The sequence below is a fragment of the Mycobacterium colombiense genome (assembly GCF_001665835.1).
GTDB lineage: Bacteria > Actinomycetota > Actinomycetes > Mycobacteriales > Mycobacteriaceae > Mycobacterium > Mycobacterium colombiense_A.
The window spans coordinates 120932-139759 of sequence record NZ_LZSX01000077.1; the positions used below are offsets into that span (position 1 = coordinate 120932).

General features: G+C 62.8%; 15 protein-coding genes and 4 pseudogenes. 8 read left to right on the forward strand and 11 right to left on the reverse strand.

Annotated features, from left to right (window positions below; all coding sequences use genetic code 11):
* Window positions 1-81: 81 nt before the first annotated feature.
* Window positions 82-1236: a serine hydrolase domain-containing protein gene (locus A5760_RS18290; RefSeq protein ID WP_064883283.1), complete on the forward strand. Its 1155-nt coding sequence runs from the start codon at window positions 82-84 to the stop codon at window positions 1234-1236.
* A 454-nt stretch (window positions 1237-1690) separates the two neighbouring features.
* Here A5760_RS18290 and A5760_RS18295 read toward each other — a convergent pair whose 3' ends face one another.
* A complete protein-coding gene (locus tag A5760_RS18295) occupies window positions 1691-2266 on the reverse strand; it encodes a TetR/AcrR family transcriptional regulator (protein ID WP_231122669.1) in 576 nt (191 codons plus the stop codon).
* Window positions 2267-2504: 238 nt separating this feature from the next.
* Here A5760_RS18295 and A5760_RS27815 point away from each other — a divergent pair.
* Window positions 2505-2663: pseudogene (locus A5760_RS27815) on the forward strand (alcohol dehydrogenase catalytic domain-containing protein); the annotation flags it as partial.
* Between the two features lie 135 nt (window positions 2664-2798).
* On the opposite strand, the pseudogene A5760_RS27705 reads toward A5760_RS27815, so the two are convergent.
* The 3 genes and pseudogenes from A5760_RS27705 to A5760_RS18310 all read right to left on the reverse strand — a co-directional run.
* Window positions 2799-3308: pseudogene (locus tag A5760_RS27705) on the reverse strand (class I SAM-dependent DNA methyltransferase); the annotation flags it as partial.
* A 4-nt stretch (window positions 3309-3312) separates the two neighbouring features.
* Window positions 3313-3573 (reverse strand): VOC family protein, encoded by a 261-nt coding sequence (locus tag A5760_RS27710; protein ID WP_331237121.1) that lies wholly within the window; start codon window positions 3571-3573, stop codon window positions 3313-3315.
* Between the two features lie 694 nt (window positions 3574-4267).
* The gene (locus A5760_RS18310; RefSeq protein ID WP_064883287.1) at window positions 4268-6550 is read right to left on the reverse strand and encodes an MMPL family transporter; all 2283 of its coding nucleotides are present in this window, start codon (window positions 6548-6550) and stop codon (window positions 4268-4270) included.
* A gap of 223 nt (window positions 6551-6773) precedes the next feature.
* On the opposite strand from A5760_RS18310, the gene A5760_RS18315 reads away from it, so the two are divergent.
* From A5760_RS18315 to A5760_RS18325, 3 genes and pseudogenes are all read left to right on the forward strand, one after another.
* Window positions 6774-7451: a TetR/AcrR family transcriptional regulator gene (locus A5760_RS18315; protein ID WP_064883289.1), complete on the forward strand. Its 678-nt coding sequence runs from the start codon at window positions 6774-6776 to the stop codon at window positions 7449-7451.
* A gap of 581 nt (window positions 7452-8032) precedes the next feature.
* Window positions 8033-8530: pseudogene (locus A5760_RS18320) on the forward strand (integrase core domain-containing protein); the annotation flags it as partial.
* A 156-nt stretch (window positions 8531-8686) separates the two neighbouring features.
* Window positions 8687-9481 (forward strand): LLM class flavin-dependent oxidoreductase, encoded by a 795-nt coding sequence (locus A5760_RS18325; protein WP_064883291.1) that lies wholly within the window; start codon window positions 8687-8689, stop codon window positions 9479-9481.
* A gap of 271 nt (window positions 9482-9752) precedes the next feature.
* Here A5760_RS18325 and A5760_RS18330 read toward each other — a convergent pair whose 3' ends face one another.
* On the reverse strand, window positions 9753-10937 hold the full coding sequence (locus A5760_RS18330) for an acyl-CoA dehydrogenase family protein (RefSeq protein WP_064883293.1): 1185 nt from the start codon (window positions 10935-10937) through the stop codon (window positions 9753-9755).
* A gap of 144 nt (window positions 10938-11081) precedes the next feature.
* On the opposite strand from A5760_RS18330, the gene A5760_RS18335 reads away from it, so the two are divergent.
* The gene (locus A5760_RS18335) at window positions 11082-11591 is read left to right on the forward strand and encodes a TetR/AcrR family transcriptional regulator (RefSeq protein WP_064883295.1); all 510 of its coding nucleotides are present in this window, start codon (window positions 11082-11084) and stop codon (window positions 11589-11591) included.
* A 641-nt stretch (window positions 11592-12232) separates the two neighbouring features.
* On the opposite strand, the pseudogene A5760_RS27820 reads toward A5760_RS18335, so the two are convergent.
* The 4 genes and pseudogenes from A5760_RS27820 to A5760_RS18355 form a co-directional block, all read right to left on the reverse strand.
* Window positions 12233-12712, reverse strand: a pseudogene (locus A5760_RS27820) (MMPL family transporter); the annotation flags it as partial.
* Entirely contained in the window at window positions 12709-13143 is a 435-nt protein-coding gene (locus A5760_RS18345) for an MmpS family transport accessory protein (RefSeq protein ID WP_269199197.1), read from the reverse strand. The gene A5760_RS18345 and the pseudogene A5760_RS27820, both read right to left, overlap by 4 nt.
* 191 nt (window positions 13144-13334) lie before the next feature.
* Window positions 13335-14117, reverse strand: coding sequence for a TetR/AcrR family transcriptional regulator (locus A5760_RS18350; RefSeq protein ID WP_064883299.1), 783 nt, complete (start codon window positions 14115-14117; stop codon window positions 13335-13337).
* Between the two features lie 68 nt (window positions 14118-14185).
* A complete protein-coding gene (locus tag A5760_RS18355; RefSeq protein WP_064883338.1) occupies window positions 14186-15451 on the reverse strand; it encodes a cytochrome P450 in 1266 nt (421 codons plus the stop codon).
* 138 nt (window positions 15452-15589) lie between these two features.
* On the opposite strand from A5760_RS18355, the gene A5760_RS18360 reads away from it, so the two are divergent.
* Window positions 15590-16216: a TetR/AcrR family transcriptional regulator gene (locus tag A5760_RS18360; protein ID WP_064883301.1), complete on the forward strand. Its 627-nt coding sequence runs from the start codon at window positions 15590-15592 to the stop codon at window positions 16214-16216.
* 730 nt (window positions 16217-16946) lie between these two features.
* Window positions 16947-17231, forward strand: coding sequence for a hypothetical protein (locus A5760_RS27420; RefSeq protein WP_231122672.1), 285 nt, complete (start codon window positions 16947-16949; stop codon window positions 17229-17231).
* A 312-nt stretch (window positions 17232-17543) separates the two neighbouring features.
* Here A5760_RS27420 and A5760_RS18370 read toward each other — a convergent pair whose 3' ends face one another.
* Together A5760_RS18370 and A5760_RS18375 are read right to left on the reverse strand one after the other, a co-directional pair.
* Window positions 17544-18428, reverse strand: a complete 885-nt coding sequence (locus tag A5760_RS18370) for a TIGR03619 family F420-dependent LLM class oxidoreductase (protein WP_064883303.1) — start codon at window positions 18426-18428, stop codon at window positions 17544-17546.
* A 43-nt stretch (window positions 18429-18471) separates the two neighbouring features.
* Window positions 18472-18828, reverse strand: a 357-nt coding sequence (locus A5760_RS18375; RefSeq protein ID WP_196772125.1) for a PaaI family thioesterase, incomplete at its 5' end; no start/stop codon positions are given.

Below are 18828 nucleotides of genomic sequence, written 5' to 3' on the forward strand. Positions count from 1 at the left end.
ATTAGTTGCCAATGGTCACTAAATGTGGCTAACGTTGGCGCGTTCACTCCCGTTCTTGGAGCACCACCTCAAGGAGCGTCAATGACACCACCTGACGTATGGGGCACGGCGGCCGCCGGATTCGAAGCCGTGCGCGATGAGTTCGCGGCGATCGTGGCCGCAGAAGGCGTCGACTTGGACGCGCAAGTGGCGGCCTACCATCGCGGTGAGCTGGTGGTGGACTTGTGGGCCGGAGCGCAGGCCAGCCGCGATTCGCTGTTGGGGATCTACTCCGCCAGCAAAGGGGTGACCCACCTGATCGTCGCCCTGCTCGTCCAGGAAGGCGTGTTGGACCTCGATCAGAAAGTCAGCCACTACTGGCCGCAGTTCGGAGCGCACGGCAAGCACGAAATCCTGCTGCGCGAGCTTCTTTCCCACCAAGCCGGACTGGTGGGGGCCACCGCCGGATTCACCCTGGCAGAACTGGCCGACGACCGTCTGGTTGCCGAGCGCCTCGGCGCCCAGGCTCCATTCTGGCGGCCCTCAACCGCGGCCGGCTACCATGCCCTTGCCATGGCGGCGCTGAGCGGAGAAGTGGTGCGCCGCGCCACAGGAGAGACTGTGCAGGACTTGTTCATTACGCGCCTGCGCGACCCCTACTCGCTAGATCTGCACTTGGGATTGTCTGCCGAGCAGGAGCACCGCTTCCTGCCGGCCCAGCCCATGGTGGCGACCCCGGAACGGCTCCGCGACCTTGCCGCAGCCGCTACCGACACGCAAAGCCTCAGCGGCATTGCCTTCAACCGCCACCACCGGCAGAGCTGTGAGGTGTGGGAGTTGCCTAACCTGCAGGCGGTCAGATCCAACGGACCGGCATCGTTCGGCGGCATCGGCACGGCCCGCGCGCTAGCCAAGCTCTACTCGGCCGCCGCGTGCACCACCGACGGCGCAGCCCCGTTTCTCACGCGGGACACGGCTGCGGCGTTCGCGCAGATTCAGTACGTCGGATGGGATCTGGTGCTGCGGCAGCATAAGGCTTGGGCGGTCGGCTTCCACCCCGTCGCCGAGGTCTATCCCTGCCTCGGGCAAGGCGCTTTCGGGCACAGCGGAGCCGGAGGGCAACAGGCGCTGGTCGACCCTCGCCACGAACTGTCCTACGCCTTCCTGCGCCGCCGTTTCCTGCTCCCGGAGCAGGCCGACAACGACCATAACCGCATGCTGCACGCACTATGTGCCGCAACCGAGGCTAACCGCTAGCCCAACAGTGCCCGGCGGGATGTTGATCTCTTCGGGACTCCTCCTTTCGCGCTCGATTCGTCGGAACAATCGACGACTTGGGCCCTTCTCGAACTTTGGTGCCGGCTCGGACAGGTGCAATTCGCGGTGGGGCTATGACGGCGCACCGGCGCGACTCTGGCGGCGTTCATCAGCAAACGCGATGGTGATCCCGGCAACGCGCAACCGGGCCTTTAGTGATCTTGCTATCGCGACGGCAAGGTTGCCAGCGCGTTCAATAGGACTCGCTCATCTACGAGCGGCTCAGTGCTCGCCGGATTAGTCGTCGAAGCGGACAACAGGTGCTCGACGTCGCCGCGAACTTGCCGAAGACTGTGGGCAACCGAGCGCCGCGAGCTTGTCCTCGCGTTCCGGTTGCGGACTTTCTTGACGCCCCGGTTGAGTCGGGCGTGACAGCGCAAAGGTGCTGTGAGCGTTAGCTCCTGGGTTTTTGCGTCGAGATTACTGCGCGTAGGTCGGCGAGGGTGGTGGCGATGATGTGCGCCATGTCGAGGTCGGTGTCTGCCTCGAGCCAGCGTCGGTATGCGGTTCGGAAGACGGTCATCCCAGCCTGCGCGGCGAGAAGAGCAGTGGTGTCGTCGCTGCCGCGACGGCGCAGTCCCTCGGCGAGCGCCGCGGTGAGGGCTTCGAATTTAATCAATTCGCGTTCGGTGAGGTCGGGACTGGCTGCGATCACCGCCTGACGTTGACGTTGGTCTTCGCGTCGACCGATCGCTAACCAGTCCAGGCCGGCGACGGCTTCGGCGATCGCCTCGAACGGTGGCAGCCCGGCGGGCGCATTGACCGTTGCGTCAGCGAGCAGCTGTTCAAGCTGCTCTGTGCCCCCGAACAGTACGTCGCGCTTGTCTTCAAAGTGCCGGAAGAATGTGCGTTTGGTCACTCCCACGCGCTGAGCGATATCAGCGACCGTGGTCTGTTCGAAGCCCTTCTCGCTGAACAGATCGAGTGCAGCTTTCCGCAGTCGCTCGTTACTGCCCGGCTGCCAGCGCACGAGCCGAGGATAACAACTAGGAATCAGCGATGTCACAAAGTGACATCGCCTGGTACGGTCGGTGATGTCACCCGATGACATCAGCCCGACCTTCGGAGGCCCAGCAATGGCAACGATGAAGCGGATCCAGTATCACCAGTACGGCGGGCCCGAGGTTATGCGCCTTGAGGACTTCGAGCCGGCGCGGCTCCGCGCCGGCGAGGTGCTGGTCGGTGTGCGGGCAGCGGCAGCCAATCCGATGGACTGGAAGATCCGCAACGGCGACATGAAAATCGTGACCGGCCGCAAGTTCCCGCGGGGGATGGGCTACGACTTTGCTGGCGTCGTCGAGGCAGTCGGGCAAGGCGTCACCCGGCTCAGCGTCGGCGATGAAGTGCTGGGCGGGACGTCGCTCAAGGCGGCCGGGGCGTTCGCCGAGATGCTCGTCGCCGAAGAGAAGGGCGTAGTCAAGAAACCTGCGGGTCAAGTGCACATCGTGTCCGAATGCATGGGAAAGGATCCGCGGCTCGTCGCCAATCTGAAACGCCAACAGCACCAGACCACCGGGGGTCAATACCCGGTTAAATTCGGCGAACACCCCGGTCAGATGGGTATCGGGGATGTGGATGATCGAGTACCAGGCGCAGACGCCGCCGACGCTGCAATCGGGGATGTCCAGATTCGTCATTGACCCGACATCGAATTCTAGGCCAGGGTTGAGTCGTCGGGCTTGAGCAACCATATTCGGTGACAAGTCGACGCCAGACACCTCGACACCCGATGTGTTCAGCAGCGCCGTGGTCGCTCCGGTCCCGCAACCGATATCGATGACCCGCCGGTCCTGACCTTTCAGGATGAGCCCGGCGAACGCGTTCACGACGGCCAGGTCGACCGGCTTGCTATCGAGATGGTGATGAAATCGCTCGCTGTAGGCAAAGGCTGTGCGGTCATAGCTGTCCCGTGTCGAGGTCAGGAAATCGGGCTGATCCACCCCTGCATCTTCCTCGACACCCGGGTAGTGATCCGTGGGCTCGATGAATTCGCGGGGTCCCGTGAGCACCACGCGGTCATTGGAGCAGCACCGTGATGCAGAACGGATGGCCTTCGGGGTCGATGAGAACGCGCCATTTTTCCGGATCTGGTTGGATGTTGGCCTTGGTCGCCCCTAGCCCCAGGATGCGGGCCTCCTCGACGTCAAGGTCAGCAACGGCGACGTCCAAGTGCATCTGTTTGGGTACTGGTCCGACAGGCCACGTTGGACGTCGATGGTCAACAATCCGTTCGAATGTCAGGAAAAGTTCTGTAGCCGATCCCCTTGAATACGACAAGGTCTGGCGAGGATAGCGTCACCTCGAGGCCTAGGACGCTTTTGTAGAACTCCGCTAGTAGGGCAGGATTTGAGCAGTCCACTGCTACCGCACCTAACCGGACACCGGTCATCCCAGACGCCTTACGAGTTGCAGGCGATTTTCGTCTTCGTCGCGGCGCGGACTGCCAAGCAGGGAGTCCGAGAATGCACCGCGGTGAGCCGTCGGCGTCTCACTAGCCGGAAGGGGCATCACAGCTACAACCTGAACATTTCGCGGTCCATCGCGGCGTTTTCGATAAAGGCCTCGCGGCGTGACGGGCAGTACGGTCGCCGGTTCGTACGATTCGGCCGTGGGAGGGATCGTGCGATCCCGAGCAGTTTCGTTGGTAGGCCGCCGATTCGGCGGACGACGTTGGGGCCCGTGATGGGGGGAGCAGATTCGATACGGGACTCGGCGGAATCGGTCGCTAGGCTCGGGTCAACAGTGCGCGGCTTGACTGTTGTGCGCTCGGTGACGTCGGTGCGCACCGTTTGGGCCCCGACGCCGGCCATCGATCCGCGGTTGTGTTCGGGCCGTGACTTGGGGTGGCGAGTTCGAGGTGCCGGTAGGTGGGCAGCGGAGGGCCGATCTTGATGTGCGAGCAGCGTGGGAGTCTGCGCTTGTCGTATCGCCTCTTGGTCGTCGATATCCACACTGGTTGAACGGCTTTCGTTCATACTGCGTCAACGACTTCTTCGGCGGGTTCGGACGCGGACCTGGGTGGCTCGTCGGTGAGTCTCCATCTGTCGTGCCATCGACGTAGTGGTGGCGGCGCCCACCAGTTCGCGCGTCCGAGGAGTCGCATGAACGCTGGTACGAGAACGGTTCGGATCAGGAATGCGTCGAGCAGGACGGTGATCGCCAGTCCGGTCCCCAACATGCGCATCGACTGCACTTGGGAGGCGATGATCGCGAGGAAAGCGATCGCCATCACCGTTGCTGCTGCGGTGACGATCCGGCCTGTTCGCGCCAGTCCGAGCGCGACCGCATGCTCGTTGGCGCCAGCTGCGCGGTCGGTGTTGAGCCATTCTTCGCGGATGCGAGACACTACGAACACTTCGTAGTCCATGGACAGGCCGAAGGCGACGCAGAAGATGAACGGCGGGAATGCGGCGTTGATGTGCCCTGTGGTGGTGGTGCCGAAGCCGCCGAGGTGGCCGTCTTGGAAGATCCAGACCATCGCGCCGAATGCGGCGGTCAAGGACAGCGTGTTCATCGCGAGGGCCTTGATCGGCAGCAGAATGCTTCCGGTGAGCAGAAATACGAGGAGCGACGTTGCCGCTGCGATGAGGGCGAAGGCCACGGGTAGCGTGCTCGTGATGGCGTTGACGTCGTCGATGTTTTGTTGGGCGACGCCGCCGAAGAGGGTCGGCGCAGGCGCGCGAATGTGTTTGAGGTCAGCGAGTTGGGCCTTGCCGGCAGATGAGTAGGGATCGAGTGCACTCGAGACCGTCAGGTAGCTTGCACCGTCGATTTGCGCTGCGCCGATGCTGTCGGTGCTTACTCGTGCGCCGTTGATGTAGGTTCCGCCTGGTGCGGCGACAGCCAGGACGTCGGTGGCCCGGGAGAGTTGCAGGGCATAGTCGCTGACCGCGGCCGGCGGCCCGCCGGATGGGAGCACTATGCGGATTGCGTTGCCGTACTGCGGAAATTCGGCGCGCATGATGTCGCCCGCTTGACGGGATTGGGCGGTGGTCGGCAAGATGCGGTCATCGGGGTAGGCGACCTTCATCGTAAGCAACGGGACGCCCAAGATGATGAACACCGTTGTGACCAGCAGGACAACCGGAATGGCATGGCGCATCGCAACGACCGCACTTCGGTAGAAGAACGTGTCGTGCGGCGCCTTGTGCGCCGGAGCCTGTCGGCCCATCAACCGATACGCGGGTTTGCGGATGTCCCATTTGTCGATGCGCTCACCCAGAAGTGTTAGCAGCGCCGGCGCGACGACCAAGGCGCCGATGAGGCACAGCGACACAGCGGTGAGTCCGGCCCAGGCCAGTGAACGCAGGAAGTACATCGGGAATATGGCCATGACTGCCAGTGACAGCGCCACGGTGACCGCGGAATAGGCGACGGTGCGTCCGGCGGTGGTCATGGTGCGCGCCATTGCGTCCGCGGTGTTGTGACCACCCGCGAGTTCGTCGCGATATCGGTTAATGATGAACAGGGTGTAGTCGATGGCCAGTGCCAGACATAATGCAGTGGCCAAGTTGAGCGCGAAAACCGACACATCGGTGACCATGAACAGGCCTCGCAATGCCGCAGTCGTTCCTGCGATCGCGAAGACAGCCACGGCGATGGGAAGTATCGCGGCGAGCACACTGCCGAAGATCCACACCAGGGCTGCGAAGGTGACCGGCACTGCAATCGCTTCGGTCACGATCAGGTCGATGCGTGACTGGCGGTTGACGTCGTAATAGGCGATTGCCTGACCAGCGGCCCTCACGGTGACGGTGCCGTGTGTTCCCACAACGGAATCCGCGATCTCGTGAGCTCGGGGCGGCGCATCGCTATCGGTGCCGGCGATCTGCGCGACGATCAGACCGGTGCGGTGATCCGCGCTGATAAGCGATGCGGCGATCGCGGGCGACGCCGACCAGTAGGAGCCGATCTGCTGCGCATATGACGAGTGATGCAAAACGTCGAGCACCGTCTGGGCCCGAGCACGCACATCAGGACTATCCACTCCCGCCGGGTCGGTGATCTCGAAGATGATCGGCATGCCACCGGCGTGAAAGTCGTTGGCCAGCAAGCCCTGAGCCCGCGCGGACTCCGAGTGTGGATCGTCATATCCGCCCGCAGGCAAGTGCGTGCTCACCGGTGCGCCGAAAACGCCTGCGAGCAAACCGAAAAGCAGTGCTGCCCCGACGATGATTCGCGGTCTGCGCTGTGCTAGCGCACCTAACCTCGTGAGGATCATCCCGTCTCCTGTTCCATTGGAGGGGCTTCGCATTCTGTGCCCGGCCGCCAACACCGATCCGGGTCTTCACAGCGTGTGCCCACCGTTAACCCCGCTGCGGTCTCACCGTCTCGGGATCTGCATGACAACTCCGGATCTCGAGCGCAGTGCGTACTAACTAACGGCCGCCGGCGACAGTGCCGCCATCGACCTACGGCGCGCTGCTGACAAACTCACTGTCGTTCACATACGCTGTGTATGTCACTATATTCGGGTTATGTCGTCTGTCAAGAACCGACGTGAGCTCTACTCGGAAGCGACGCGGACTGCGATCCTTGACGAGGCGACCGCGTTGTTCGCTGAGCGTGGCTTCGCCCACACGTCTTTGGAAGAGATCGCTGCCGCAGGGCTTTTGAGCAGGGGCGCGATTTATCATCATTTCGCTGGTAAGAAAGCGCTTTTCGAAGCGGTGCTCGACCGGCTCCAGGCAGACGTCAGGGGCCGCATCACCGTCGCGGCGGTCCAATTCAGCGATCCGTGGGACGCCGCGATCGCGGCGCTGGATGTGTTTCTCGATGAATCGTGTTCTCCCATCTACGGCAAACTCGTCTGGCAGGAGGGTCCGCTGGCGCTGGGATGGGAACATTGGCGAGAGTTCGAACAAGGCTCCTACGCGCTGGTTGAAGGCCTCATTATCGCGTTGATGGATGCCGGATACCTAGAACGCAAAGCGGAGTCGACCACCGTGCGGATCTGCTACGAGATGCTCCACGCTGCCTGCGTCGTGCTCGCCGAAGCAAGCGAAGATGACAAAATGCGTGTTCGCGGCGAATGCGCTGATCTGTTGCACCGCCTGCTGAACGGGTTGCGACCATCCGAACAACGATGGAGCGCCGAACCCGACAGTCCAAAGTCTCGCTCCGCATCCGCGCGGCGGCCAGCGCGAAAACGCTGAACTCCCAAACCGTGCGGTGGAGGTCCAGCGCGATGCCGACCAGCATGTCCTGCTGGCCACCGACCACGGCGCGACGGCCGGTTTCGTCGACCAGGGCGCGAGCATCGGTGTTTCAAGGCGCGGCGGCGGTTTCGGCTGCCGAAATAAGCTGGCAAACACCCCGTCGCCTCCCATAGCGAGCGATTCGCGGTCCACCCGCAGTGGGGGCTCCTGCAATGCGAGCCCACTTGCGTCGCTGTGACGTGATGCAACGCCATCGACGGGGAGAGGCGCGCACCGCGCTGCAAAATCTGTCGTCTCGGAAGAGACTCGATACTGCGCTGCCAGATGTGCCAGGGTGGTGGAGTACCGGATGACACGCGACGCCCAGGCTGGCACGTCAACCAAGAGCGCAGCCAGGACATTGCCCAGATCAACTCGCGTGCAGGCGAGTTCCGCACGTTGGACACCACCGCACCGGTGTTTCGAGCACGGCTCTGATGGTGTCGAGTTGGGCGATGTGGTGGGTGCAGGTTTGTCGGGTGAGGTGGTCGCGGATGGTGGTGACGATGAACTGTGCCCGTTCGGTGGGGGTGGTTCCGATGACCGCTGATAGGCCCGACCGTGTGTGGGCGGTCGACTTCCAGTTCGACGTGACCACAGACGGTCGGCCAATCAAGATCGTTTCGATTATCGACGAACACACTCGCGAGTGCCTCGGTGACATGGTCGAGCGCAGCATCACCGGGGATCACCTCATCAACGAGCTGGACCGCGTGGCCGCCGAGCGTGGCACGTATCCGACCGTGCTCCGTTGTGACAACGTGCCCGAATTGGCTTGCAGCGCAATGGCTGACTGGGCCGACGGCCAGGCCGGCTTGCACTTCATCCCGCCCGGTGAGCCCTGGCGAAACGGCTACGTCGAATCGTTCAACTCCCGTATCCGCGACGAATGCCTCGACATCAACAGCTTCTGGTCCCTGGCCCAGGCCCGCGTCGTCATCAGCGACTAGAAGCACGACTACAACCATCGCCGCCGGCACTCATCGCTGGGGTACCAGGCCCCAGCCGGCTATGCCGCCACCTGCACCCACCGCTGATTCTCGCCCGCCTGAGCTGTCCGGGTTGGGTGGCGCGGCACAGCACGGGTCGCATCGAGTCGGGTCTCGCCCGGAGCGTCGTCGTGATTGCGGCTCCAAGTGCTGTGGCGCTGGACGATCGCTGGTGTGCGGACGGCTCGACGTTACGGTTGGCGTATGCGTCATGCAATCTACGTCCCGTTGTTCGGAACGTTGGCTGACCCTGGTGCGATCGCCGACATCGCTGGGGCCGCCGAACATGCGGGCTGGGATGGGTTTTTCGTTTGGGATCATGTCCTGAGCCCCCTGGGCGGTGAATGGGAGATCGCCGATCCGTGGGTGGTGTTGGCTGCGGCGGCCATGGTGACGGATCGGATCCGGCTGGGGCCGATGGTGACCCCGTTGCCGCGCCGACGGGTAATCAAGCTAGCTCGAGAGACCGTGACATTGGATCGGCTGAGCCGGGGGCGGTTGGTCTTGGGCTTGGGCACCGGCGGCGACGTCGGGCGTGAGTATTCGGCCTTCGGTGAGCAAGCAGACGCGCTGCGGCTCGGCCGCACCCTCGACGAGGGTGTCGCGGTACTGACGGGGTTATGGGGTGGAGAGACCGTCACCCTCCGCGGGGTGGTGACTGCCGACGACGTCCGCGCCATTCCGGGTCCCGTGCAGCAGCCACGCATTCCGCTCTGGTTCGGAACTCAACGCACCATGGGTCGCCCGATCGAGCGGGCGGCTCGGTTTGACGGCGTGTTTCCGCTCGGCGTGGACGTGGAAGGGGTCAAACGCGTCGCTGCGGAAATCACGGCCGTGCGTGGAAGCCGCGAGGACTTCGATATCGCCGTGGTCGCTCGTCCGGGCGACGATCTCGACGGGCTTGCCGCCGCGGGCGCGACGTGGGCGATGCATGCCTTCTGGCCCGGACATCGACCCGACCAAGTGCTGCGGGTCATCAATCGAGGTAAACCCAGTTAAAACATGCCCCGTCTGTGGGCGGCGCAGTGTGGTCGGGGCTCTTCTTGCCGCGGCGGTGTTGGAGGTGTGGGTCTCTTCCAGGAGCTCGCCGGCGCCTCGGTCAAGTCGGTTCCGCGGGGAAACGACTTGCGCATGTCGAGGTTGCACCGCTCGGCGAGGTTGGCGTGGCCCGCCTCGCCACGTGCGTTGCGGCGACGGTTGATGCGCACGCGCTGGATGTTCCTCACCGCAGGCTCGCCGACACTGACGTGACGTGTTGGGCTGTGGTCCTTCAGATCATGGGGCGTAGTCGTGGCGGCGCGTCGATGCCCATCGTGGTCAACGTGGCACAGTGATAGATCGTGCCGGGGGTGTGGATGGCGTGTCCCAATCCGACGTGGGCATCGCGCCAGAAGCGTTGCAAAGGGTTGTTCTTGCGCGCGGCGTTGCCCCCGGAGCGGGCGAAGATGTCATCTGCAGCGCTAACAGCGCGCCAGGCGCAGCGGATCTGGTTGCGCCGCACCACGGATCGGTCTTCGAAAGTGACCGGGAGACCAGAGTCCGCGCGGTCGTAGAGTCTGCTGATCCCGTCGAGCAGCTGCAGACGCGACGCGGCGATCTCGGCGGCCGCCTCGGAGATCGCGAACAGCACGTAGGGGTCGTCTTTGATCTTGGTGCCCGTTGCGGCCACCCGATGGCGTTGATAGTCAAGGTGGGCGGCCAGGGCGCCCTCAGTGATGCCGATGACCGCAGCGGTGATGCCCAGGGGGAACATTGCCCAGAAGGGAAGCTTGTAGAGCGTTTCGCTGCGTCCGCCTTGTGCTGCGCCCTGCGTTCCGGAGGCGACCTGCTCGGCGTCCATCGTGCGGTAGGACGGGATGAACGCTGCGTCGACGATGATGTCCTTGCTGCCGGTACCGCAAAGCCCGATGACGTCCCAGGAGTCCTCGACGATGGTGTAGTCGGTGCGGGGCAACACCACGTGCAGCATCTTCACCGGCTCGGCGGGCGTGCCGTCGGGGGCCCCGAGGAGTGCGCCGAGGAAGATCCAGTCGCAGTGGTCGGTGCCGGAGGAGAAATTCCATCTTCCGCTGAGAACGTAGCCACCGTCGGTCGGTGTTGCGATGCCTTGCGCCGCGTACGGGGAAGCGATCCAGGTATCGGGATTATCACCCCACACTTCGGTTTGCAGCCGGCGGTCCATCAGCGCCATCTCCCACGGGTGCACACCACCGACCCCGCACACCCAGCCGGTGGAGCCGCAGACCGCCGCGACTGCCATGACTGCTTCGGCGAAGTCGCGGGGGTGGGCCGCGTGACCGCCAAACTCGGTCGGTTGCAGCATCCGCATAACACCGGCCTGCCGGACTAGCGACACACTCTCATCCGACAGCTTGCCGAGGCGTTCAGTGTCGTCAGCGGTCGATGCCAGCCGCGCCGTGATCTGTTCGACGCGGCCAAGGACTTCGTGTGCCATGGCGTGCCTCCCGTCAATCGGGTCAAGACGAGCGATGTGTGCGCCGGTCTCCGGTGTTCCTCACCGTAATGGGACTTGACCATTTGGTCAATCCACTTGGTCAATCCAATTGTGCAACCGATGGATGACAATTAACCTGTCAGCATGGGCAACCGCGAAGACCTGCTGAGAGGGGCCAAGCAGTGCCTCGTCGAACGTGGCTGGTCGAACACCACGGTGCGCGACATCGCCGCCAGCGCTGGTGTGAGTCATGCTGCCATCGGCTACCACTTCGGTAACCGTGAACGTCTACTCGTCGAGGCACTCGTTGAGGAACTCGATGAATTGGACGGCCGGATGGCGCCGGACGGACGGTCCGCTGCCCCCGCCGATCGGTGGCGAGCACTGATCGAGTCCTTCGCAACCGATAAGTCGCTGTGGACATCGCAGCTCGAAGCGATCGTGGCGGCCCAACGCAATGACGAGCTACGTACACGTCTGGCACACGGCCAGCGGCGCGCGCGCGCTGACATGGGCGGGTCCATCCCCTTGGCCATCTTGATCGGACTGATGATCCAATCGCTCATCGATCCGCAAGGCGCACCCACCGCCGCTCAGGCGATCAGTGAAATGCGGGCACTGACGACTAGATCAACGGGCGCCCCCCGGCCATAACGGCTGTCAACGGAACCAGCCTCAACACCGGTGATCTTTCACATTGACATTGCCAACATTATTCAGGCGCCCGCGAATGGCGCCGATGATCACGAAGGGCACGACCCCTCCTTGTCTTTCCACGCCCCATCCATCCACTCGGTACGCTGCGCCTAGAACACCGATAAATGACTCTCATCCGTCGCGGACCAATTCTCGGGGTGCGACCATTCCAGTTCAAGCAGTCGAACCGCACTTTCATCAGGTGGGCGGCCCAGTTGGGTCGCGTCACGTGACTAAACAGCATCGGCTACGGCAGACAGGTACTGGCAGGTCCAATCTGTGGACATCGCGGCGTACGACGCGGTGGACACAAAAGTGAGATTCCCGGGTGTGGACATGGCGTGAGAACGTCGCTGACGGTGCAGGTCACGGGCGCGCGTGTGGACACGAAACATGAGAAGCCACAAGCCGCGTGTGTAGGTTCCCATCCAAGGTGGCGGAATTCCCATCTTCGTGACGCAGAAATGGCGGATCCGCCACAAAGATGGGAATCTAGTTAGCTGGCCTAAGCGTCGGCCGTTCCTTTGGAGGTACCCATTGGCTTTCGGCCGTAAGTTATTGGACTCACGAAGTGCGTTGTACACGTCTGCGACTTCGCCGTCTCCTTGGTCGCCGATGTCGTGGATCTGATTGGAAAGCACCGCGTCGAACGCGGTGCTCTGCGCGCCCGCCCCGGTCAGTGGATCGCTCCACATATCCTGCACGTGCTCAACGTGTTTGGTGTCGGCGTCGAGCTTCTTGACGACCTGGTCGTAGTAGGCGTGCGCGTCGGCACCCAGGGGATTTTGGCCCTCGAGGACGATCATGACCGAGCTATTCGATTTGTACTCGTTGAATATCGCGCCCATGCGCTTGGTCGCCACCACCGACTGCGCATCGTCGGGCGTCATTGACACCGAACGCATCTTGCCGACCTCGTCCAGCTGGGGGACGACGACGTTGAGCACCGCGATGATCGCGATCCAGCCGAGAATGATCGGTACGGCGAGCGTGCGGATGATCCGCGGCATCTTGTCATGCACGGGTTCTTTGACGACGGGGATGACGTCGGTGCGGGTGTCGTCGACTGTTGTGCTCATGCGGATTTCACCAAGCAGAAGGTCAGGGCGTGCACGCCGTGGGTGATGTTCTCGGCCTTGACTTCGTCATCGATGGTGATGCGGCAACCGAGGGAACTGCCGTCGCTTTGTGCCGAAAGGTTCGGAAAGACCGACGGGGCCGTCGTGCTGAGAACCAGCGTCCACGGCAGCGGCACACCGTCGACCCGCCTCGGGTCGGCGGACAAGTCCAAGTAGTTCACGTTCGCCTGGCTGGCCGAGCCAAAGACCTCGTACTTAACGACCTTGGGCTTGAACGGCTTCGAATCATCCAGCCGCGGGCTCGTCATGACACCGGTGTCGTGAGCGCCAAAGAACGACTTGACCCGAACCACGGCAAAGCCCCCCACCACCATGACCGCCACGATCAACAGCGGCAACCACGCGCTGCGCACCACTTTCGAAATCTGCACCCCGTGCATTCCTTTCCTGCTGCTCCCTACCACGAGGAGTGGTGATGGCCTGCAGGTAACGCCGCGAGGCGCAACCCGACCGCAAGACGGACTGCGTTACAACCGATGTCGGCAACTGCAACAATCCCCCGCGGTCATGGCACCGATCACCCTTTTCGCGCAAGGCTTTGCGGCCGGGAAGCTCGCATGTCTTAGGGTCCTGGCACGTCGAGCGGGGTTGACTTTGCATCAGCGTTTAGCCCACCGCCGTGTTGGAATGAGCACGCAACGTGGCCGGCCGGAACCGGTTTTGCCGATGCGGCGTGCTCATGGTTCGTGCGTGGCTCCGATTTGCGTTGGGTGTCATCGTTGGACGGGTGCCGATCGAGCAGATGGATTGCAGTTCTCATGCGAGCACGTAAATCGGTGGACGAGGAACGCTCCTGTACCAGAGAGATGATCTCCGAAGTCCAGATGTCTGCAAGGATCTCTGCGATGGCGTGCTGCTCCTGATCGAGATGTCTAGCCAACAGGTCGATCGTCTGGCAGCGAACCTGCTCACCCTCATCGATACCGGTGACGTACGCCGCGACATAGGCGTGGGTGAGGGCATCGGTGATGCGATCGGAGCGTTCCATCGCATCAACGAGCCGGTCGGCAACAAAGCGCAGGCGAGCCAACGGGTCACTGAGGCCGATCTCGTCGCCGATGGCAAGGTCGAAGCGACTCAGTTCATATGCGAGGGCCGCCGTCAGCAAGTGGACCTTGGACGGGAAATAGTAGTAGACGGTCGCCATGGATACTCCGGCGCAACGCGCGACCTCTCGCATCCGAGCGTCGCTGTAGCCGCCCTGCGCGGCGACCTCTACGGTCGCGTGGATGATCCGCAGCCAACGTTCTCGCTGCCGTGGGGTTTGCGGACTTCGTGAGGCCGGCAGCAAAAACTCGCGGCAGCCTTGCTCGACCTCGCGGTAGTCTTCTGGCGACAAGGGCATGCCAGCGCCTTAGAAGCTCGGGCCCGGGCGGACGGTGTCGGCGTGTAACTGATGCGAATGCCGGTGGCTCATGCCCACTGGTCCCGGGTTGAGACGCCGGGACCGGCTGCGCCGTAGGCGACGTCAAGGGTCTTGATGCCGTTGATCCATCCTGAACGAAGTCGTTGCGGCTCGGCGATCTTGGAGATGTCCGGCAACTGATCGGCCAGCTCGTTGAAGATGAGTTTGATCTCCATGCGCGCCAGGTTTGCCCCGATGCAGTAGTGAGCCCCATTGCCGCCGAAACTCAAGTGCGGGTTGGGGTCACGCAAGATGTCGAACTCGAAGGGATTGTGAAAAACTTCGTCATCGAAGTTCGCCGAACTGTAAAACAAGCCGACGCGCTGGCCCTGGCGAACATTCACCCCGCCAACTTCGGTGTCGGCAAGTGCGGTGCGCTGAAAACAATGCACGGGACTGGCCCAGCGGATGATTTCGTCGACCGCGGTGTCAGGACGCTCGCGCTTGAACAGCTCCCACTGATCCGGACGATCACAGAAAGCGTTCATCCCGTGCGTTATGGCGTTGCGGGTGGTTTCGTTGCCCGCCACCGCCAACAAGATGACAAAGAACGCGAATTCAACATCACCGAGCGCGTCCCCGTCGACGTCGGCTTCGATCAGACGTGTCACGATGTCGTCGGCCGGGCAGCGGCGCCGCTCTTCGGCCATGCCGTAGGCGTAGGCCATCAGTTCGGCATTGGCCACCGCAGGATCACAATCGAACTCCGGATCATCAGTGTTCATAATGGAATTGGTCCAGTCGAACAACTTCTCGCGGTCCGCCTCCGGTACACCGATGAGATCCGCGATCGCCGACAGGGGCAATCTCATGGCGATATCGTCAACGAAATTGCCGCTGTCCTTCTGCGCGGCAGCGCACACGATTTCACGTGCCGCCGCGGAGAGCTTGTCTTCAAGGTGGGCAACGGCGCGCGGCGTGAACAGCCTCGACACGAGCTTGCGCAGCCTGGTGTGGTCAGGCGCGTCGTGGTTGATTAACAACGCCTTGGTCAGCTCGAGCTGCTCAGCGGTCACGCCCTCGGGCAGACGCATGACCGCCCCCTTGCGATTGGTCGACCACCGCTCTCCGTCGCGAGAAATCGCCTTGACATCCTCATGCCGGCTGATCACCCAGTAACCACCGTCGCCGAAGATCGACTCGGGCTGCTCGTTCCACCAAACAGGCGCGGTGCGACGAAGTTCGGCGAACTGTGTCACCGGAAGCCCCGCCAGCAACACGTCGGGATCGGTGAAATCGAAGCCCCTACCGAACGGACACGTCGTCGTGTTCATCACGGTTCCTTCCCGATCGGTCATACGTATTCTACTTGATCGTATGACCGTACATCAGGGCTGTCGAAGCGGTCGAATCACTCTCGGTGGACTATCGTCACGCCCGGACGGGAGCAGCGAATTGACAGGAGGCTCGCGGTGCGGACTCGTGGATGGGGCGGCGACGTTCCCGCCAGCGACCAGGAAGCGGTAGCGCGCATCATCGCTGCCGCACGCTCGAGCATCGACGAGCACGGTGAGCGCATCAGCTTGGCCGATGTCGCGCGCGCCCTCAACGTGACGCGGCAAACGGTCTACCACTACTTCCGATCAACCGACGAACTATTGCAGGCGACCGCAACCGATGCCACCGAAGACTTTATGGACCAGCTCGCCACGTCCCTGTCTGGCATCATCGATCCCGCCGCGGCCATCATCGAGGGCATCGCACTGACATTGGAACGCCTGCCCAAAGACCCCTACATCGGGCTCATGCTGCGGTCACCGCGCAACGCGGCCGTCGCCGAACAGGTCACGTTGGCCAACGACACCGCCCGCATGTTCGGCCGCTTCATCCTCGACCGCCTCGACGTCAACTGGTCGACCTTCCCCCCGTCGGCCATCGAGGACGTCCTGCAGATCGTGTTGCGTACCCTACAGTCATTCATCATGTCTCCACACACCACAGGCAGCTCCGAACTTCGGAGGCTGCTGGGCATTTGGATCGGCCCGGCCGTCAGCGCCCTCCAGCGCCCAGGCCGACCGGCCGCAGCTGCGTCCGACTGATTCATGCTTCTCGGTCATCGGTAACCACCGGTCATGCGATTAACCATGCGCTGTATGACCGATACTAGAGCCGATTACCAGCTGCCGCCGCCACAGGGTGCAACCCGTTGTCAGTGGATCGCGCGTCGGCGTTGTGGGGGTACCACCAGCTGTTCATCGAACAGCAGGCATCGCGGTCAACGCCAGTTCGGCTTCCAGCGCAGCGATGCGCTTGTGAGCGGCCGCCAACTCGTCGGCTTCCACACTGGGGATGCCCTCGATGACTGGTGTCACTTTCCCGGTCGGCAGCGCAGAGCAGTCCGGCCAGCGAGTGCTCGTTCGTCAGATCCGCGAATCGTGTGGGTGTCGAACACGACAGGCCGGTACGGTTCAGAAGATGGCAGCTTGGGGCGCGCTCATGGCCGGTATCGCCAAGCAGCTCGGCCATCCACGCGGCGTGGGTGGCCGGATTGTCGGGCTTGCGCTCAATCGAGGTAACCGGGCTTCGTGAGCGCAGCTGTGCTGGCGTTGCATGCCGACGACGACCCCGTGGTGGCCGATGTCGGATTTGGCGGCGGTCTAGGCCTGAAATTGCTACTTGACAGCGTTGGCCGGTCGGGCCGCGTCCATGGGGTGAAAGTGTCGGACACGATGCTCAAACAGGCCGCACAGCGGTATCAGCGCGACCTCGCGGCGGGGCGGTTGGCGCTGCACCAGGTCGCTGACCCTACTGCCCTTCGACGAAGGGACCTTGAACGGTGTCCTGATCATCAACACCATTTACTTCATCGCCGAACTGCAGGAGGCGCTCACCGAGTTGGCCTGGGTGACCGAACCCTCGGGACGCATCGTAGTTGGCGTTGCCGACCCCGAGACGATGGCGAAGTTACCCTTTACTGGCAACGGCTTCCGCCTTCGTCCCATACCCGAAGTCATCAACACGCTGCAAAGCGCGGGACTCACGGTGCAACACCGCCGGATCAACGCCGTTGACGGAGCACCTCACCTGTTGATCGGCACGCCGGCCCAGAGCTAGGATTCGCGACCTGTGGCCAGTCAGCATCCGCGCTAGGAGGCGAACGGCACCAATTGGAGCGACTCTCGTTCGCCGTGGACGAGTTCACGGGGTCCGGTCACGGTACCTTGCCACTGAAGTCCTGGCATGTAGCGGTCGGCGTCGGCAATCTATATGAGAGTGGGACATCGAAGTTTTCGGGCGGCTGTGTCGGTACGAACATGACTTTCCCGTTTTCGCGTTGGCGGATAAGTGTCACGGTGACGAAAGTGCGAGCGCGGGCGTTGCTGCGGTATTGCCGGCCCGTTGCCATCTCCAGAATGTGTGATGCCCTCAGCGGTTGACCTTTGAAATGACCTTCTCGGCGAATCTCTCGAGCTTGGCCAGCTTGTCTGCGAGCGGCTGGGTGTCGTCGCCCTTGATGTAGGGGTTGCGGAAGCCGACCACGACGTCAGTGACGCCCATGTCCGCCAGGCGCTTACACCCATCGACGGTGCGCGAATCCGGGGTGGCGGCGTGGATCTCGAACGCCTCGCCCGCTTTTCCCGCTTCAGTACGCAGCGCGTGCAATTTTCCGACCATCTGCTCGAGTATTTGGGTGGGACCGCCCGCGTGCATCCAGCCATTGCCCTTGTTCGCGGCACGACGCAGTGCGGCATCGGAGTGGCCGCCGATGAGTAACGGGATCGGCTGCGAGGGAACGGGACACATCTTCAGCGACGGGACATTGTAGAAGCGACCGTGAAACTCAAAGAACTCGCCGGACTCCAGCCCACGAAAGATCTCGATCGCCTCGTTCATCCGGGCGCCCTTGTGGGCCGGGTCGACGCCTGCCATGAGGTAGTCGTCTGGGTAGGGACTGGTGCCGATGCCAATACCCAAGCCGAGGCGGTCTCCGGTGAGTTTTGCGACTGAAAAGGCCTGCTTGGCGGAGAGCACGGGTGAGCGGAGTGCAAACTTCACCACGAAGGTGTTGAAGCGGATTCGCTTCGTCACGGCGCCCAGAGCTGCGGCGAGCACGAAAGGCTCGATGAATTCCTTGCCTTCGAGGAAGCTGCGGTCGCCGTCGGCCGTGTACGGATAGATGGCATCGGAATGTTGCGGGTAGGCAATGGAATCGGGGATGGTGAACCCGTCGTATCCCGCGGCCTCGGCGGCGACCGCCAAGTGCGGCAGGTACTCCGATCGCGTCATCACATCTGTGAATGTGAAACGCACCGGCGACCCCTTCCGCTCTCGCTCAGCATCGATCTTGATGCCCTCACCCCTGGCGTTTGCCAGTGGTTCTCGGGCTGATCAGCAGGCCTTGACTGGTTACCAGGACACCGGCGTCGGGTCCGCGCAGTTCGGCGTGGGTGGTTGTCTTTCGTCCGTCGATGTCAAGGATGTGGCCGTGCACGGTCAGGGGCGTGTCGATGGGGACGGGTTGGTGGTAGTCGACCTCCATTTTCGCGGTGCGGCTGAACGCTCTTCCCGCGGCGTGGATGACCATTCCGTAGATGAGGTCGAAGATCATGGGGAGTGTGCCCCCGTGGACCACCGAGCGAGCGCCAACGTAGAAGCGGCTGTACTCGACGGCGATGTCGACACCGTCGGGTTCGAAACGCGTGATTGTCCA

Excerpts from the sequence above, each read along its gene's own strand:
- A5760_RS18355 (WP_064883338.1), bottom strand. The coding sequence starts at position 15,451 with ATGAACACGACGACGTGTCCGTTCGGTAGGGGCTTCGATTTCACCGAT.
- A5760_RS18290 (WP_064883283.1), top strand. The coding sequence starts at position 82 with ATGACACCACCTGACGTATGGGGCACGGCGGCCGCCGGATTCGAAGCC.
- A5760_RS18350 (WP_064883299.1), bottom strand. The coding sequence starts at position 14,117 with ATGCCCTTGTCGCCAGAAGACTACCGCGAGGTCGAGCAAGGCTGCCGC.
- A5760_RS18325 (WP_064883291.1), top strand. The coding sequence starts at position 8,687 with ATGCGTCATGCAATCTACGTCCCGTTGTTCGGAACGTTGGCTGACCCT.
- A5760_RS18335 (WP_064883295.1), top strand. The coding sequence starts at position 11,082 with ATGGGCAACCGCGAAGACCTGCTGAGAGGGGCCAAGCAGTGCCTCGTC.
- A5760_RS18315 (WP_064883289.1), top strand. The coding sequence starts at position 6,774 with ATGTCGTCTGTCAAGAACCGACGTGAGCTCTACTCGGAAGCGACGCGG.
- A5760_RS18330 (WP_064883293.1), bottom strand. The coding sequence starts at position 10,937 with ATGGCACACGAAGTCCTTGGCCGCGTCGAACAGATCACGGCGCGGCTG.
- A5760_RS18310 (WP_064883287.1), bottom strand. The coding sequence starts at position 6,550 with ATGCGAAGCCCCTCCAATGGAACAGGAGACGGGATGATCCTCACGAGG.